Source organism: Rhodobacteraceae bacterium IMCC1335, assembly GCA_039640495.1.
Taxonomy (GTDB): domain Bacteria; phylum Pseudomonadota; class Alphaproteobacteria; order Rhodobacterales; family Rhodobacteraceae; genus Thalassovivens.
Genome location: CP046864.1, coordinates 3,353,545 through 3,369,816 on the forward strand (window position 1 = coordinate 3,353,545; position 16,272 = coordinate 3,369,816).

Here is a 16,272-nt window from a genome sequence, read left to right on the forward strand (position 1 = left end):
CGGCGCCCGGACTCCAGCGCCCGACATATAAGATATTGGGGTCAGGGGGAATTCGCCCTCTACGCAAATGGCCAATCGGCCTAATTAGGAAACATAGATGTTTAATGTAACGACGAAATCAATCGAATGGGGCGAGGAACGCCTGACACTCGAAACGGGCAAAGTGGCCCGTCAAGCCGATGGCACTGTGATTGCCACGCTCGGCGAAACCTCAGTGATGGCCAATGTGACCTTCGCAAAAGCGCAAAAACCGGGGCAAGATTTCTTCCCGCTGACCGTGCATTACCAAGAAAAATATTACGCAGCGGGTAAAATCCCAGGCGGCTTTTTCAAGCGCGAAGCGCGCCCTTCTGAAAAAGAAACTTTGACCGCGCGCTTGATTGATCGGCCAATTCGCCCCCTCTTTGTAGATGGCTTCAAAAATGAAGTCTTGGTGATGTGTACCGTTCTTAGCCATGATTTAGTGAACGATCCCGATATTGTTGCAATGATCGCGGCCTCTGCTGCGCTGACACTCTCTGGTGCGCCATTCATGGGGCCGATCGCCGGATGCCGTGTGGGATATAGCGATGGTGAGTATGTTTTAAACCCGACCGTGGATGATATGGATCATCTGCGTAACAACCCAGATCAGCGTTTGGATCTGGTTGTCGCCGGCACCAAAGACGCCGTGATGATGGTGGAATCAGAGGCTTATGAGCTGACCGAAGAAGAGATGCTCAACGCGGTGACATTTGCCCATGCGCAAATCCAACCCGTGATCGATTTGATCATCGATTTAGCAGAAGATGCGGCGAAAGAGCCGTTCCATTTTGAAGCTCCCGATTACGCTGATCTTTATGAAGCGATCAAAGCGGCAGGTGACGCAGACATGCGCGCCGCCTTTGCCTTAAGCGATAAGCAAGAGCGCACCGCCGCAGTCTCGGCCGCGCGTGCAACTATCATGGCGGCGCTTAGCGACGAGCAATTGGCCGATGCCAATCTCGGATCAGCGATGAAAAAGCTGGAAGCCGGCATTTTACGCGGCGACGTGGTAAAAACAGGCAAACGTATCGACGGGCGCGGCACCAGCGATGTGCGCGAAATTATCTGCGAAACCGGCATGCTGCCACGCACCCACGGGTCTGCTTTGTTTACGCGCGGCGAAACCCAAGGCTTGGTGGTTACCACGCTTGGCACGGGCGATGATGAGCAGATCATCGATGCCTTGCATGGAAATTCTCGCAGCAACTTCCTTTTGCATTATAACTTCCCCCCCTATTCGGTTGGTGAAGCGGGCCGCGTGGGCCCTCCTGGTCGCCGCGAAATTGGCCACGGAAAATTAGCATGGCGCGCGCTACAGGCGGTTTTGCCTGCGGCAACCGACTTTCCTTATACCGTGCGCGTTGTCTCTGAAATCACTGAATCAAACGGATCCTCTTCCATGGCTTCCGTCTGTGGCGGCTCTTTGTCAATGATGGATGCCGGGGTTCCCTTGAAAGCCCCGGTTGCCGGCGTTGCGATGGGTCTGATCTTGGAAGACAGCGGAGATTTTGCAATCTTAACCGATATCTTGGGCGATGAAGATCATCTTGGCGATATGGATTTCAAAGTTGCGGGAACCGCCAAGGGGATCACCTCATTGCAAATGGACATCAAAGTCGCCGGTATCACGCCTGAAATCATGAAACAGGCTTTGGCGCAGGCCAAAGAGGGCCGGCTGCATATCCTTGATGAAATGTCCAAATCTCTGACCGAAGCCGCTGAGTTCAGCGTTCACGCGCCGCGGATTGAAACGATGACCGTTCCAACGGATAAAATCCGTGAAGTCATCGGATCGGGTGGTAAAGTAATCCGCGAAATCGTAGAAGTCTCGGGGGCAAAAGTCGATATCAATGATGAAGGGGTGATCAAAATCGCCTCTCCAGACGGGGAGTCGATCAAGAAAGCCTATGATATGATCTACTCAATCGTTGCCGAGCCCGAAGTGGGTAAGATTTACGATGGCAAAGTGGTAAAAATCGTTGATTTCGGAGCTTTTGTAAACTTCTTTGGCAAGCGCGATGGTCTGGTACATGTAAGCCAGATCGAAAACCGCCGCTTGAACCATCCGTCAGATGTTCTCAAAGAAGGCCAAGATGTCAAAGTCAAACTGCTCGGCTTTGATGATCGCGGCAAAGTTCGCTTAGCGATGAAAATGGTCGATCAAGAAACCGGCGCAGAAATCGTTGAAGAAAAGAAAGACGAGTCTGCAGGATAATGTTTGTCTTTGGGCCTGGCTATACGCCGGGCCCAAAACAGCTTTCCCACCTGGCTGGTGTTTAGGCCTGAACCCACAGCATTAAAGCTTGATGAGAGCGGTATATAAGCAATTCACGCCTGCCAGATTAAACTGGCTTAACGCCCAAAAATTTATATACATATTCACGGAAAAATCTACCGCCCGATCAGGTCTTGAGTCAAAATCAGCTGCCTGCGGTAAACGGAATCGCGCAGGCCCAGCGGTTCAAAATAGCTGCGCTAAGAGATGGTCTGTCACATGCTATAAAGCTGGGCAATCCGAGCAATATGACTTCCCTCACACGACAGCTCTTGCTAATCTCAATCGGGCCTGAAACAGTTGTGCAAAGCCAAAGCTTTGGCATGTATTTATTCGAATAGGAGATCTGCAATGATCGAAAAGCGTCAATTCTATATCAATGGAGCTTGGACAAACCCGCTTGATGGCCAAGACCATGACGTGATCAACCCGACCACCGAAGCGCCATGCGCCGTTATCTCGCTTGGTGGGCAGGCCGATACCGACGCCGCGGTCAGTGCCGCCAAAGCCGCCTTGCCCGCATGGATGGACACCCCCGTTGCAACGCGGATTGCCTTGGTTGAAAAGCTATTAGATATCTATCTCACCCGCGTTGAAGATCTTGCACAAGCCATCAGCATGGAAATGGGTGCGCCGATTGATATGGCCCGCGGCAGCCAAGTTGGTGCCGGTTCAGGCCATTTGAAAAACTTTATCCGCGCCGCCAAAAGCTTTCAATTTGATCACGCGCTTGGCGATCACGCCCCAAATGATCGGATCATTCACGAAGCGGTTGGAGTCTGCGCCTTGATCACGCCTTGGAATTGGCCGCTCAACCAAATCGCACTTAAAGTGGGCGCGGCGGCGATTGCAGGCTGTACGATGGTTTTAAAACCCTCAGAAGAAAGCCCGCTGAACGCGCTGATTTTTGCAGAATGTATGGATGCCGCAGGCTTCCCAGCCGGCGTTTTTAATTTGATAAATGGAGATGGCGCAGGCGTGGGCACCCAATTATCTGTGCATAAAGACGTTGATATGGTCAGCTTCACCGGCTCAGCCCGTGCCGGAACAATCATTTCGAAAAATGCGGCCAATACGCTCAAACGCGTGCATCTGGAATTGGGGGGCAAGGGCGCCAATATCGTGTTTTCCGATGCGGATGAAAAAGCCGTTAAGCGCGGTGTGTTGCATTGCATGAACAATACAGGCCAATCCTGTAATGCCCCAACCCGGATGATGGTGCAGCGCGATATCTATGAGCAAGCCGTTGAAACCGCAATCAATACCGCCGATAACATTTCAATTGGCCCCGCCAATGAAGAGGGCCGTCATATCGGCCCTGTGGTCAATGAGGTGCAATTTAACAAAATTCAAATGCTGATCCAAAAGGGGATTGACGAAGGCGCGCGCCTCGTGGCCGGTGGGCCCGGCCGCCCCGATGGTTTAAATCGGGGGTTTTTCATCCGCCCGACCGTTTTTGCCGATGTGCGCAATGATATGGAAATTGCCCGCGAAGAGATTTTTGGACCGGTCTTATCAATCATCCCCTTTGACACAGAAGAAGAGGCGATCGAAATGGCCAATGATACCACCTATGGGCTGACCAATTACGTACAAACGCAAGATCCGCAAAAAGCCAATCGGATGGCGCGAAAATTGCGCTCGGGCATGGTGGAAATGAATGGCAAGCCGCGCGGCGCGGGTGCGCCATTCGGGGGAATGAAGCAATCCGGAAATGGCCGCGAAGCCGGCGCTTGGGGGATTGAAGATTTTCTTGAGATTAAGGCCGTCTCTGACTGGACCGTCTAAACCAGAAAAGGGGCCGCGCGGCCCTTTTTTTATATATAGCTTATAGCTTTTAGCCGCGCATCTTATCGCCATTTGGATCGTAAATTGGCGCTCCTAACACTTCAGCTTGATAAATTTTCCCAAGAATTTCGATGTCTAGCTGGCTACCAAAGGCTGAATGGGCAATTTCCACATAGCCCATTGCCATCGATTTTTGCGCGTGATGGGCATATCCGCCAGAGCTGACATAGCCGATCGCCCTGCCATTTTTCAAAATTGCTTCATCATTGCTGACATCAATGCCGTCAACATCCACCACCAAACTGACCAATTTGCGCCGCGCACCCGCGGCTTTTTGTTCCGCAGCCGCTGACTTGCCCACAAATTCTTTCTTCCAATTCACAAATTCATCAAGGCCGCTTTCAACCACATTAAAATCGGGGCGATAATCCAGCCCCCAGGCGCCCCAGCCCTTTTCCAACCGCAACGACATAAGCGCCCGCGCGCCATACCACTGATACCCAAGATCAGCCCCAGCCTCTTCAATCGCCTGCGCGAGGCGCAGCAGATAATGCGGACGGCAATAGATTTCAAACCCCAGCTCACCGCTAAAGCTGATGCGGTTTAAGATCACCGGCACTCCGCCCACGAAACAGTGCCGCGTATCACGAAATTTCAAGGCCAAGCCCGACACGTCATCGCGGCAAATCTTAGCCAATAAATCACGAGATTTAGGACCGCTCAGCGCAATGCCATGCCATAAATCGCTCACGTTGGAATATGCAACGTTGCCTGGCAAAGAGGCCTCAAACCAACGCCGATGGGCCTCTTGCATGCTGCCCGAGCCAACCAGCATAAAGTGATCTTCCGCAAGGCAGGCGATCGTCAAATCCCCGTATAATCTGCCCTTCGGGGTGAGCATTGGAGTTAATGATAATCGCCCTGGTTGCGGGATATGCCCCGCCAAAATCCGGTTCAGATAGGCCCGTGCACCGGCGCCTTTAAACGCATGCTTAGCAAAATTAGCTATCTCTATTCCCCCTACAGCATTGCGCACCGCCGCCACTTCGCGCGCCACATAAGCATGGCTGCGATTGCGCTCAAAGGTGGGATCTTCATGCGCATCCTCGGGGCTATTGGCGAACCACAAGGCATGTTCCAGCCCAAAGCTTTGATCCATCCGTGCGCCTTTGGCCACGAGCCGGTCATGCAGCGCTGTGGTTTTTTGAACGCGCCCCTTTGGCAAGGTCTCATTGGGAAAGGTCATCACAAACCGGCGTTCATAATTTTCGGTTGATTTTACAGTACCCCAATCGGGCGTCGCAAATTCGCCAAACCGCGCCACATCCATCGCCCAGACATCGATCGAAGGCTCGCCATCAATCATCCATTCAGCCAAGCTTAACCCAACGCCGCCGCCTTGGCAGAAACCCGCCATCACTCCAACCGCAACCCAATAATTGCGCATCCCGGGCACGGGGCCAATCATCGGGTTGCCATCCGGACCAAAGGTAAAGGGGCCATTGATCGCATCCTTAATGCCCACTTGCCCCAAAGCAGGAATACGCTCAAAACCCAATTCAAGCCGATCCGCGATCCGCTCTAAATCCGGTTGCAACAGCTCATGGCCAAACTCCCAAGGCGTGCCAGCCACTTTCCAAGGGGTCCCTTTTGGCTCATAGGTGCCCAGCAGCATGCCTTGGCGTTCCTGACGAAAATAAATATTCGCTTCATAATCTATACCACAGGGCAAACGCGTCGGATGATTGGCCACCGCATCAATTTTTTCGGTGAGCAAATAATGATGTTCCATCGGTTGCACCGGCAAATGCACGCCTTGCATATGCCCCACTTCGCGCGCCCAGAGCCCCCCGCAATTGACGATATGCTCGGCATTGATCACCCCTTTGGGCGTGCGTACATCCCAGCTGCCATCAGCGCGCTGCGCGGTGGCAGTGGCCGGCGTATGCGTGAAATATTGCGCGCCATAAACGCGGGCGGCTTTTGCAAAGGCATAAGTCGCGCCAGAGGGATCCAGATCCCCATCCTGATCATCCCAAAGCGCGGCAAGATAATGGCTAGGATCGATCAATGGATGCCGTTCAGCCACCTCTTTGGGGCTGATAAATTCTTGATTAAGCCCCATATAACGCGCTTTCGAGCGCTCGCGTTTCAGATAATCATACCAGGTTTTATTCGATGCCAGATAAAACCCGCCCGTGATATGAAGCCCAACAGAATGCCCGGAGAGTTCTTCAATTTCTTTATAAAGGTCAATTGTATAACTTTGCAGGCGGCTGATATTGGGATCGCTGGAAATCGTATGAATCTGCCCCGCAGCATGCCAGCTTGACCCCGATGTCAGCTCGTTGCGTTCAAGCAATACCACATCTTTCCAACCGAATTTTGCCAGATGAAACAAAATCGAGCAGCCGACAACCCCGCCGCCAATCACCACCACCTTGGCGTGACTGGGCAGTTTTTTGTCGCGAGGCTTGTCTGGTGTTTGGATATCGGGCATTGATGAAAACTCCTTTATTGGAACTCTGGCGGCTTAATACCAAGCGTCTGGCAATTCTGATTTACGCCGGGCAACAAACTCTTGCAGCGCCTCATCAATCGCTGGATCAAGCGGTGGCGCCTCATACTGGTCTAGCAAATTCGTCCAACGTTCATGGGCGCGTTGTCGCATATCAAGCGATCCACCATCTTCCCAGCTTTCCACATTTTCACTATTGCTTAAAGCTGGTTCGTAAAACGCGGTCTGATAATTGCGCATCGTATGCGCCGAGCCCAAGAAATGCCCACCAGGCTTTACTTCAGAGTAAGCATCGCGTGCAAAAGCTTCTGTAGAGATATCCAGACCTTTTAAAAATTTCTGGTAAGCGCCCAAACGATCCGCATCCATCACCAGCTTTTCAAACCCAGTGCACAGCCCGCCTTCCATCCATCCGGCCGCATGCAGCACAAAATGCGCGCCAGCAAGCATTGTAGAATGCATACTGTCAGCGCTTTCATAGGCGGCTTGCGCATCTTCTATCTTGCTTGCTGTCAGCGATCCCCCGCAGCGCAACGGCAAACCAAGCCGCCGCGCCATTTGCCCAATCACATAATTTGAAAGCACGGGCTCTGGCATGCCAAAAGTAGGGGCACCCGATTTTAGCGACATCGAGGATAAAAAATTACCCAGAACAAACGGCGCCCCTTCGCGCACCAATTGGCTGAAGGCACAACAGATCATCGCCTCCGCCATTGCCTGCGCGATCGAAGCCGCCGTAGAGACGGGCCCCATAGCACCCGATAAGATAAACGGCACAACGATAATGCCCTGCCCGCGTCCGCAATAGGTACGAATGGCTTCGCTGACCACCTTATCCACCAAAAGCGGCGAATTGGTGTTTACATTACCTAGGATCACACATTGCGTGTCCATCGCGTCTTTTCCGTGCAGAATTTCTGCCATATCCACGCTGTCTTGGGCCCGGCTTTGTTCGGTAATCGCGCCCAAATGCGGTTTATCGGTGTATCGCATATGCGCATAGACCATGTCCAAATGCCGCTTGCTGACAGGCACATCGCAAGGCTCAACGATTACCAATCCAGAATGATGCAAGCTTGGAAGCATCTGCACCAATTTGACCAGCTTTGTAAAGCTGTCCAAATCACCATAGCGGCGGCCCTGTTTCAGGTCACGCACGAATGGCGCGCCATAAATCGGGGCAAACACCTGATGCGCGCCGCCAATACGCACCGAGCGTTCCGGGTTGCGCGCCCGCTGGGTAAACTCGCTTGGCGCTTTGCGGCATAGCGCGCGGATCCAATCTGCAGGCGCCTTGATCAGATCCCCCTCCGGCGTAACCCCTGCTTTGCGCCAAATCTCAAGCGCCTTGGGATCATCGCGAAACGCAATCCCCACCTCTTGCAATATCCAATCCACCTGGGTTTCTAAGCCGGCCACCACATCCGGATTTAAGGGATCAAAAAACGGCAAATCCCGTTTCACATAGGCGGCCGTAACCGACGCGGTAGCGGCGTCATCACGCCGGTTCTTAAGACGGGTGCGGCGGGCCATTCTGCGATCCTTCATATAGCTTCAAGAAATATAGAATTAAAAAGAGGCGCTGTGATGGTTGAAAAATGTAATGATTTGGATAATTTGAAATTATGCAAGAGCTCTGGAAACTTACCGCCTCACCCCGCCATTTACTGGTGTTTGAATCCGCTGCGCGTTGTCGATCATTTACCAAGGCCGGATCTGAGCTGAACGTTTCGCAACCTGCGATTAGCACCGCGATCCGGCAACTTGAGGCGGCCTTAGGCGTCACCTTATTTCACCGACAGCATCGGCAGGTCACATTGACCCCCGCGGGCGAACATTTGTTTCGTGATGTCGCTGCCGGGTTTGAGCGTATTTTGGAGAGCGCGCGCAATCTAAGCGCCCAAAGTCAACGAGATTACGTGACGCTGAGCGCCTCAACCGCTTTTGCAAATTATTGGATGGTACCCCAGCTTAGCGCATTTCATCAGGCCCATCCGTTGATCGATCTGCGCCTGCAAACCTCGGATCGCGAGCCCGATATCGATGGGGAAGGGATCAGTCTGGCGATACGCCGTGGCAATGGAAACTGGGCTGGTTGCAGCAGCTATTTGCTGGCGCAGGAAGTTATTTTCCCAATTGCAGCCCCCAGCGTGATGCAGGCGGCTCAGCCCCTGAAACGCCTTTCAGAGCTGGCCATGCAACCGCTTATTCACCTAGAAGAGCCGATCCGTGAACGGCCCGGTTGGGCGCAATATTTTGCCGCCTTCAATATCCAAATTCCAACATTAACCGGCGGGTTACGTTTGAATGATTATGCTTTGGTGCTGCAAGCAGCGATGGCCGGCGAAGGCTTTGCCTTTGGCTGGCGTCACGTTACGCGGGCATTGATCAATGCCGACCTTCTGGAAGCACAATCAGAATGGGCCTGGCATACAGGCATGGGGTTCTATCTGGTCTGGTCCAACCTGCGCCCGCTTTCAGAAAAGGCAGCGCTGACCCGCGACTGGCTGATCGAAGCCGCCGAATGATGCACCATGCTGGCAGGCGCAAAGGGATGCGATGGCGGGTGCTGCTCAAAGCCTAATAAGAAACCCAAGCGCCGGTTTGAGCCGAGCGCACGGCGGCCTCGACGAATTCCATACCGCGTTTGCCATCCGATAAACTTGGTGTCGCAATCAGGTTTTCCGGCAAGGCCAGCCCGCGGCGACGCGCATCAATTGCGATCGCAAATTCCAAATATAAATTGGCCCAAGCATCGGTCAGTGCTTCGGGGTGGCCACGGGGCATGCGCAGCAGATTTTCAACAGGCGGATAAATGCCCGCCCCATGGCCGCGGGTTAACATTTTTTCTGGCTGGCCAACCGCCCGGTAGGACAAGCTTTCAGGGGTTTCCTGACACCAGTCAAGGCTGGCCTTAGAACCGCAAAGACGCAAGCGCAACCCGCATTGGCTGCCCGCCATCGCTTGGCTGACCATCAAAGTTCCTGGCACCCCGCCTTCAAAACGCAATTGCATAAAGGCGGTATCTTCCAGCGACTTTACCGCGCCGGTCACATGAAAATCAGCGCGCAACGCCTCGATCTGCAGACCGCTGGCAAAGCAGGCCAAATGCTCGGCATGGGTGCCAATATCGGCAACCGTAAAGCTGCTGCCCGTTTGCGCCGGATCCAAGCGCCAGGGGATCTCTTCCGCCTGATCGGTTAAATCTATCGCCCAATCCTGAAAATATTCTACGTGAATTTGCCGCAAATCGCCCAGCTCACCCGCCCGCACCATCTCGCGCGCTTGGCGCAGCATAGGATGGCTGGCATAGGCATAAGTCACCCCGAAAAACACTTTTGACTTTTCTTGCGCGGCGACCAAGGGCCCCAACTCATCGAGCCGCGCGGTTACGGGCTTATCGCTGATCACATCGATGTCCCGCGCCATGAATTCCAAAGCCACGGGTGCGTGCAAGTGATTGGGCGTTACGATCGCTACCGCATCAATGCCATCTGCGCGTTGCGCTTCTACACAAGCCATCTCTTGATAGCTTTCATAACAGCGATCTGCTGCCAAAAACCACGCCTTGCCAGCGGCTTTTGCGCGCTCTGCGTTGGACGAAAGCGCCCCGGCAACCAGCTCCCATCGGTTTGACAGCCGCGCTCCGTTGGCATGCACCTCTCCGATAAGACCCGCGCCGCCGCCCACCATGCCCAAACGCAAACGGCGGGGCATAGATCCGAATTTCTGAGGTATTTGAGCAGACATATAAGCTTCCTATTTCGCCGAATCGCGCTGATAAATCCAATCATGATCCGGATCATTTTGAAAACGCCACTTGCGCAGCGGGCCCGCCATCACATTCAGGTAATACATCTCATAGCCATAGGGCGCACCGCAAGGATGGTGGCCTTTGGGCACCAAAACCACATCCCCGTCTTTTACCGCCATGGTTTCGTCTAAACTGCCATCTTCGGTATAAACGCGCTGCACACCAAACCCCTGAGACGGGTTTAACCGATGATAATAGGTTTCCTCAAGATAGGTGATTTCAGGAAAATTATCGACATCATGGCGATGCGAGGGGTAAGATGACCAATTGCCCTGCGGCGTGAAGACTTCGGTCACCAAAAGGCTGCTGGCCACATCGCGCCCTTCCATGGCAATATTGTTCACATAGCGGGTATTGGCCCCAGCCCCGCGAGGCATGGTATCAATCCCCTCGGGGCCCAAGCGGGCGGCAGGATAGGTGCCGGTGCCCGGCGCGGTGCATATAGCCAGCACGCAATCTGTGCTTGCAACTGCACTCCACTCCTCGTTTTGGGGCACATAAAGCGCGTGCGGCGGCGTGCGTTCAAACACCGACATCCGATCCCCCATTTCGCCAAAATCCTGCCCACAAGCTTTCAGAGAAACCTTGCCTTCAACCACCACGAGGATCGCTTCATTGCCCGCGGTTTGTTCGGCCACCTTATCCCCGGCTGTTAAGTGATAAAGCCCAAAGCCCACATAGGACCATCCCGCAGATTCGGGCGTGACATCAAACACCTTCCCAAGGTGCCCCGTGGGTTTGATATGCAATTTGCTCATGGCTTTCCTGCCTTTCATTTTGCCTTAATCCGGCGCTTAGGGCGCTGTATCAATCCATTGTTGCTGCGCTGCGGCCTGCTGAATCGCCTCCACGAGGCGTTGCACCCGCCAACCGGCGCGAAAGTTGAACGGCTCGGCGGCTTGACCGGCAAGCGCCTCGGCATATCCGGCAATTTCAATCGCCTTCAAATCATTAAACCCGATCTGATGCCCGGGTGCGACACAAAACTGCCCATAAGGGGGATGCGCCGGCCCTGCTTCGATGCGCCGAAACCCACGTTGTCCAGGTTTGTCATTGGCATTGTAAAAATGTAGCTCGTTGAACCGCTCCTGGCTGAAATGCAGCGCACCTTTTGATCCATAAACTTCAAAGTCATGCTGCATGCTGCGCCCTGTCGCGCACCAATTTGCCTCAACACTGCCAGTGATACCGCTGTCAAAGCGCAAAAATGCATGCGTGACATCATCCACTTCGATTTTGCGCCTTTGCCCCGCGGCATCGCGGCGTTCAGGGATCAAAATATGGCTATTGCCCATCACTTGCGCGATCGGGCCCAAAAGAAACTCAGCCGTTGCCAAGGCGTGACTGCCAATATCCGCCAAGGCGCCGCCCCCGGCAGGATCATGACGAAACGTATAGGGGCCAGCGGGATCCGACATATAATCTTCGGCATGGACGCCGCGGTACGAATAAATTTCACCCAATTCGCCAGCTAGAATCAGCTCACGGGCCAAGCGAAGCATCGGATTCATTAGGTAATTAAACCCCACTTGCGTTTTAACGCCTGCAGCCTCTGCAGCTTCCGCCATTTCCAACGCGTCGCAGGCCAGAGGTGCCAACGGTTTTTCGCAATAGACGTGTTTTCCCGCAGCGATCGCGGCCAATGCCATTTCTTTATGAAGCGCGTTGGGAGCCGTAATATCCACGATATCAATCGATGGATCGCTGATCAAATCGCGCCAATTATCAGTGGCCCGCTGAAACCCAAAGGCCGCGCGCGCGGCTTCTGCCAATTCAAGCGTGGCATCTGCCAGGATATCCATTTCAAAGCTGACGGGCAGATCGAAAACCCGCTCTGCGGTGGCAAAGCCAAACGCATGCGCTTTGCCCATAAACCCTGATCCAATCAAACCAACCTTCATTGCATTCTCCTAAAAGGGACCATTGACCACAAGATCCGGATTTAACGTTTCAGCGAAATAATCCAAAACATTCTGCACCGAAACCATGCCCATCCGCTCGGCACATTCTTCGGTAAGACCAGCCGCATGCGGCGTGATAATCGCATTGTCGAGGCCAAATAAAGGATGATCATAAGAGGGGGGCTCAACCTCGAGCACATCCAAACCGGCAGCCCCCAAGCGACCTTCTTTCAAAGCTTGCGCCAAGGCCGGCTCATCAATCAAACCACCGCGCGCCGTGTTAACCACCACGCCATGCGCCGGCAACAATGCCAATTCAGCTGCGCCCAATATTGGGCCATCCGCTTTTGGAATATGCAGCGACACCAAATCGGCGCGTTTCAAACCCGTCGAAATATCGGCCACATGTTCGGCACCGGCAAAGTGATCTGCGCCTAGATAAGGGTCATAGGCCAGAACATGTACGCCAAAAGCCTTGGCCATTTGCGCCAAATGCCGCCCAATGCGCCCATAGCCAACGATTAAAAGCGTTTTGCCGTAAAGCTCCCGCGGTTCAAACATATTACGCTGCGCCCAATCGCCAGCGCGAAACCCCGTGACCGATTTTACCAAACAGCGCGAGGCGGCCAAAAGCAGCAGCATCGCATGTTCGGCAACGGTGCGCGAATTTACATCTCCCACAATCGCCAAAGGAATACCGCGCTGGGTTAACGCCGGCACATCAACCGCATCATAGCCAACACCATGGCGGGAAACGATCTGCAAATCAGGCGCGGTTGCGATATGAGCCGCATTTAAAGTTTGCGTGCGCAGCACCAATCCCTGCGCCTTTGGCAGCAAAGGCAAGTAAGCGGTGGGATCCGCATCAGGAACATAATCGAACGAAACGCCTTTGGCGCTGTTCAGCACGCGCAGCGCAGACGGATGTAATTTTCCCGCAACCAAAATATGTTTCGTCATCGCCGTCTTTCTTTGTTGTTTCAATCACTGCATATGCAGGCCGAAATGAATGGCGCGCGTCTCTTAAAAAGGCGGGGAAGGCCCACTTTGAAATAAGCTTTGCAACCGGTTGCAAAATTAGTATCTATGGGAACGAAAGAGCGCAAGTTACAATTCAGAACCGCGCTATTTTCTGCAGGCATCTTGTTTTGGGCCCGCTGTAAAATAGCGTTACTTAGACCATTTTGGGAGAGAAAACATGGCCGCAAACACAATCAGATTGACGATGGCGCAGGCTGTTATTCGCTATCTGTGCAATCAATTCACCGAGATTGAGGGCGAGCGCGTGCCACTCTTTGCCGGCGTGTTCGGAATTTTCGGGCATGGCAATGTGACCTGTTTGGCCGAAGCTTTAGAGGCGGTGCAGGATCAATTGCCAACGTGGCGCGGACAAAACGAGCAATCGATGGCGCTTGCTGCGATTGGCTATGCCAAGGCTAAACGGCGGCGGCAATTGATGATCGCCACCTCCTCTGTGGGGCCCGGAGCCACCAATATGGTCACTGCGGCCGGCGTGGCCCATTCCAACCGCCTACCGGTGCTGCTGCTTTCGGGTGATACATTCTCAAACCGCCGCCCAGATCCGGTGCTGCAACAAGTTGAGCATTTCAACAATCCAACCCTGACCGTGAATGAAAGCTTCAAAGCCGTCACCCGCTATTGGGATCGCATCACGCATCCCGAGCAGATCATCTCATCCTTCCCACAAGCGATTGCCGCAATGCTCGATCCAGCCGATTGCGGGCCGGCCTTTATCGGCCTGTGCCAAGACACGCAGGAAATCGCTTTTGACTATCCAGCCGCGTTTTTTGAACCCACGCTGCATCACATTCCGCGCGCGCGCCCCGATTTACAGCAATTGGATAAGGCGATCGCAGCCCTCAAAGCCGCCAAAAAGCCTTTGATTATTTCGGGCGGCGGGGTGCGCTATTCATTGGCTGAAGAGATGTTGGGTGATTTTGCGCAAGCCCGCAGCATTCCGCTTTGCGAAACCATTGCCGGCAAAGGTGCCGTGCTGCACGCGCACCCCGCCTATGTCGGGGGCATCGGCGTAACCGGATCAGCATCCGCCAATGCCATGGCCGCCGAGGCAGATGTGATTGTGGCGATAGGCACCCGTTTGCAAGATTTCACCACTGGGTCTTGGACCAGCTTTAAAGCCGATGCCCAATTCATTTCGATCAATGCAGCGCGCTTTGATGCCACCAAACACCGCGCCATCTCGGTGGTCGGGGATGCCCGCGAAAGCCTGCGCGAAATGGATGCGGCTTTGGGCGACTGGTCAGCCCCTGGCACTTGGATGGAGAAAGGCCGCGATGAAATGGCCAAATGGGACAGCTTGATTGATGAACTGCAAAAACCCAGCAATGCGCATATACCCTCCTACGCGCAGGTGATTAAAGTGGTGCAAGACAATGCCAAAACAGAAGATCTGGTGATCACCGCGGCTGGCGGCCCTCCGGGTGAAGTGAATAAATGCTGGCGTGTCAAAGCCCCCAATACGGTAGACACCGAATTTGGGTTTTCGTGCATGGGCTATGAAATCCCCGCGGGTTGGGGCGCCGCAATGGCCGATGAAAACCGCACCCCTATCGTGATTATCGGTGATGGCACCTATATGATGATGAATTCGGATATTTATTCCACCGTGCTGAGCGGGCATAAAATTATCGTGATTGTACCCGATAATGGCGGGTATGCGATCATCAACCGCCTGCAAAATTACAAAGGCGGAGCCTCCTTTAATAATCTGATCAAAGACAGCCGCGTGAAAGCGCCATTTTCGGTTGATTTTGCCAAACATGCCGAAGCCATGGGCGCTTATGGGCGCCGCGTGGAAACGCTGGGTGAATTGGATGAAGCGATGAAATGGGCCCAAGCCAATGACAAAACCACCGTTTTGACCATTCCCTCTGATGCTTATGAATGGACCCCGGGGGATGCGTCTTGGGATGTCGGCGTGCCCGAAATCTCCACCCGTGACAGCGTTAATGAAGCGCGCAAAGATCATGATGCGATCCGCGCCAAACAACGTATCGGAGTATAAGTAAATGAAAGCAAAGCTTGGCATCGCCCCTATTGCTTGGTGGAATGATGATCTGGAAGAGCTCAGCGATGATGTTTCGCTGGAAGAATGCCTGCGCCAAGCCAGCGAAGCCGGCTATAGCGGCATGGAAACCGGGCGGCGTTTTCCAATGGACCCTGCGGTTTTGGGCCCCATTCTTGAGCGCTACGGGATCTCGGTCTGCGGGGGCTGGTTCTCGGGGCTATTGCTGAGCGGCGAGATCGAAGCCGAGAAAGACCGGATTGCCCCGCAACTTGAGCTGTTCAAAGCCATGGGGGCACCCTGTATTGTTTATGGCGAAACCGCGGGTACAATCCAAGGCGATCAATCTGCACCGCTTGCCAGCAAACTGAAGCTGGATGAGACGCAGATCAAAGAATATGGGCGCAAAATGACCGCGTTCGCCGAATGGTGCGCCGCGCAGGGCATGCCATTGAGCTATCACCATCATATGGCGGCTCCGATCGAAACCGAGGCCGAATTGGATCTTCTGATGGCCCATTCCGGCGCCGCCTTGCCCCTGCTTTTTGACGCCGGGCATATGGCCTTTGCCGGCGGAGATGTTTTGCGGGTGATCGACACGCACCATGCGCGCATCAACCATGTGCATACCAAAGATGTGCGCGGGGATGTGATCGCCGGGCTGGATCGCAGCCGGCACAGCTTTTTGGACGCGGTGATCAAAGGCGCCTTTACCGTGCCTGGCGATGGCAGCTTGGATTTTGACGCCATCGTTCAACGCCTTGCCGCCCATGGCTATGAGGGCTGGTTTGTCGTGGAAGCCGAGCAAGACCCGATCAAAAATCCGCCCCTTAAAATGGCCCAAACGGGCCATCAAGAACTGCTGCGCGTGATGAAAAACGCAGACTATTCGATAGAGGCTTAGCC

11 protein-coding genes are annotated in these 16,272 nt (G+C 53.9%); 5 read left to right on the forward strand and 6 right to left on the reverse strand.

Going from position 1 to position 16,272, the window contains the following annotated elements; translation table 11 throughout:
* Positions 1–97 precede the first annotated feature (97 nt).
* Together pnp and GN241_16415 are read left to right on the forward strand one after the other, a co-directional pair.
* On the forward strand, positions 98–2,239 hold the full coding sequence (gene pnp / locus GN241_16410) for a polyribonucleotide nucleotidyltransferase (GenBank protein ID XAT58805.1): 2,142 nt from the start codon (positions 98–100) through the stop codon (positions 2,237–2,239).
* 411 nt (positions 2,240–2,650) lie between these two features.
* Positions 2,651–4,087, forward strand: coding sequence for an aldehyde dehydrogenase family protein (locus tag GN241_16415; protein ID XAT58806.1), 1,437 nt, complete (start codon positions 2,651–2,653; stop codon positions 4,085–4,087).
* Between the two features lie 49 nt (positions 4,088–4,136).
* Here the strand turns inward: GN241_16415 and GN241_16420 are convergent, their stop codons facing one another.
* A complete protein-coding gene (locus GN241_16420; protein XAT58807.1) occupies positions 4,137–6,587 on the reverse strand; it encodes an FAD-dependent oxidoreductase in 2,451 nt (816 codons plus the stop codon).
* A gap of 33 nt (positions 6,588–6,620) precedes the next feature.
* Positions 6,621–8,138: a trimethylamine methyltransferase gene (locus GN241_16425; protein XAT58808.1), complete on the reverse strand. Its 1,518-nt coding sequence runs from the start codon at positions 8,136–8,138 to the stop codon at positions 6,621–6,623.
* Between the two features lie 92 nt (positions 8,139–8,230).
* On the opposite strand from GN241_16425, the gene GN241_16430 reads away from it, so the two are divergent.
* Entirely contained in the window at positions 8,231–9,133 is a 903-nt protein-coding gene (locus tag GN241_16430; protein XAT58809.1) for a LysR family transcriptional regulator, read from the forward strand.
* A gap of 52 nt (positions 9,134–9,185) precedes the next feature.
* On the opposite strand, the gene GN241_16435 is transcribed toward GN241_16430, so the two are convergent.
* Genes GN241_16435 through GN241_16450 form a run of 4 tightly spaced genes read right to left on the reverse strand, consistent with a single transcriptional unit; the run spans position 9,186 to position 13,280 of the window.
* On the reverse strand, positions 9,186–10,355 hold the full coding sequence (locus tag GN241_16435) for an oxidoreductase (GenBank protein XAT58810.1): 1,170 nt from the start codon (positions 10,353–10,355) through the stop codon (positions 9,186–9,188).
* A 9-nt stretch (positions 10,356–10,364) separates the two neighbouring features.
* Positions 10,365–11,177 (reverse strand): 5-deoxy-glucuronate isomerase, encoded by an 813-nt coding sequence (gene iolB, locus GN241_16440; GenBank protein XAT58811.1) that lies wholly within the window; start codon positions 11,175–11,177, stop codon positions 10,365–10,367.
* Between the two features lie 36 nt (positions 11,178–11,213).
* On the reverse strand, positions 11,214–12,320 hold the full coding sequence (locus tag GN241_16445; GenBank protein XAT58812.1) for a gfo/Idh/MocA family oxidoreductase: 1,107 nt from the start codon (positions 12,318–12,320) through the stop codon (positions 11,214–11,216).
* Positions 12,321–12,329: 9 nt separating this feature from the next.
* Entirely contained in the window at positions 12,330–13,280 is a 951-nt protein-coding gene (locus GN241_16450; GenBank protein ID XAT58813.1) for a 3-phosphoglycerate dehydrogenase, read from the reverse strand.
* Between the two features lie 238 nt (positions 13,281–13,518).
* On the opposite strand from GN241_16450, the gene iolD reads away from it, so the two are divergent.
* Complete coding sequence (gene iolD, locus GN241_16455; GenBank protein ID XAT58814.1) at positions 13,519–15,366, forward strand: 3D-(3,5/4)-trihydroxycyclohexane-1,2-dione acylhydrolase (decyclizing); 1,848 nt, start codon at positions 13,519–13,521, stop codon at positions 15,364–15,366.
* Positions 15,367–15,370: 4 nt separating this feature from the next.
* The gene (gene iolE / locus GN241_16460) at positions 15,371–16,270 is read left to right on the forward strand and encodes a myo-inosose-2 dehydratase (GenBank protein XAT58815.1); all 900 of its coding nucleotides are present in this window, start codon (positions 15,371–15,373) and stop codon (positions 16,268–16,270) included.
* Positions 16,271–16,272 lie beyond the last annotated feature (2 nt).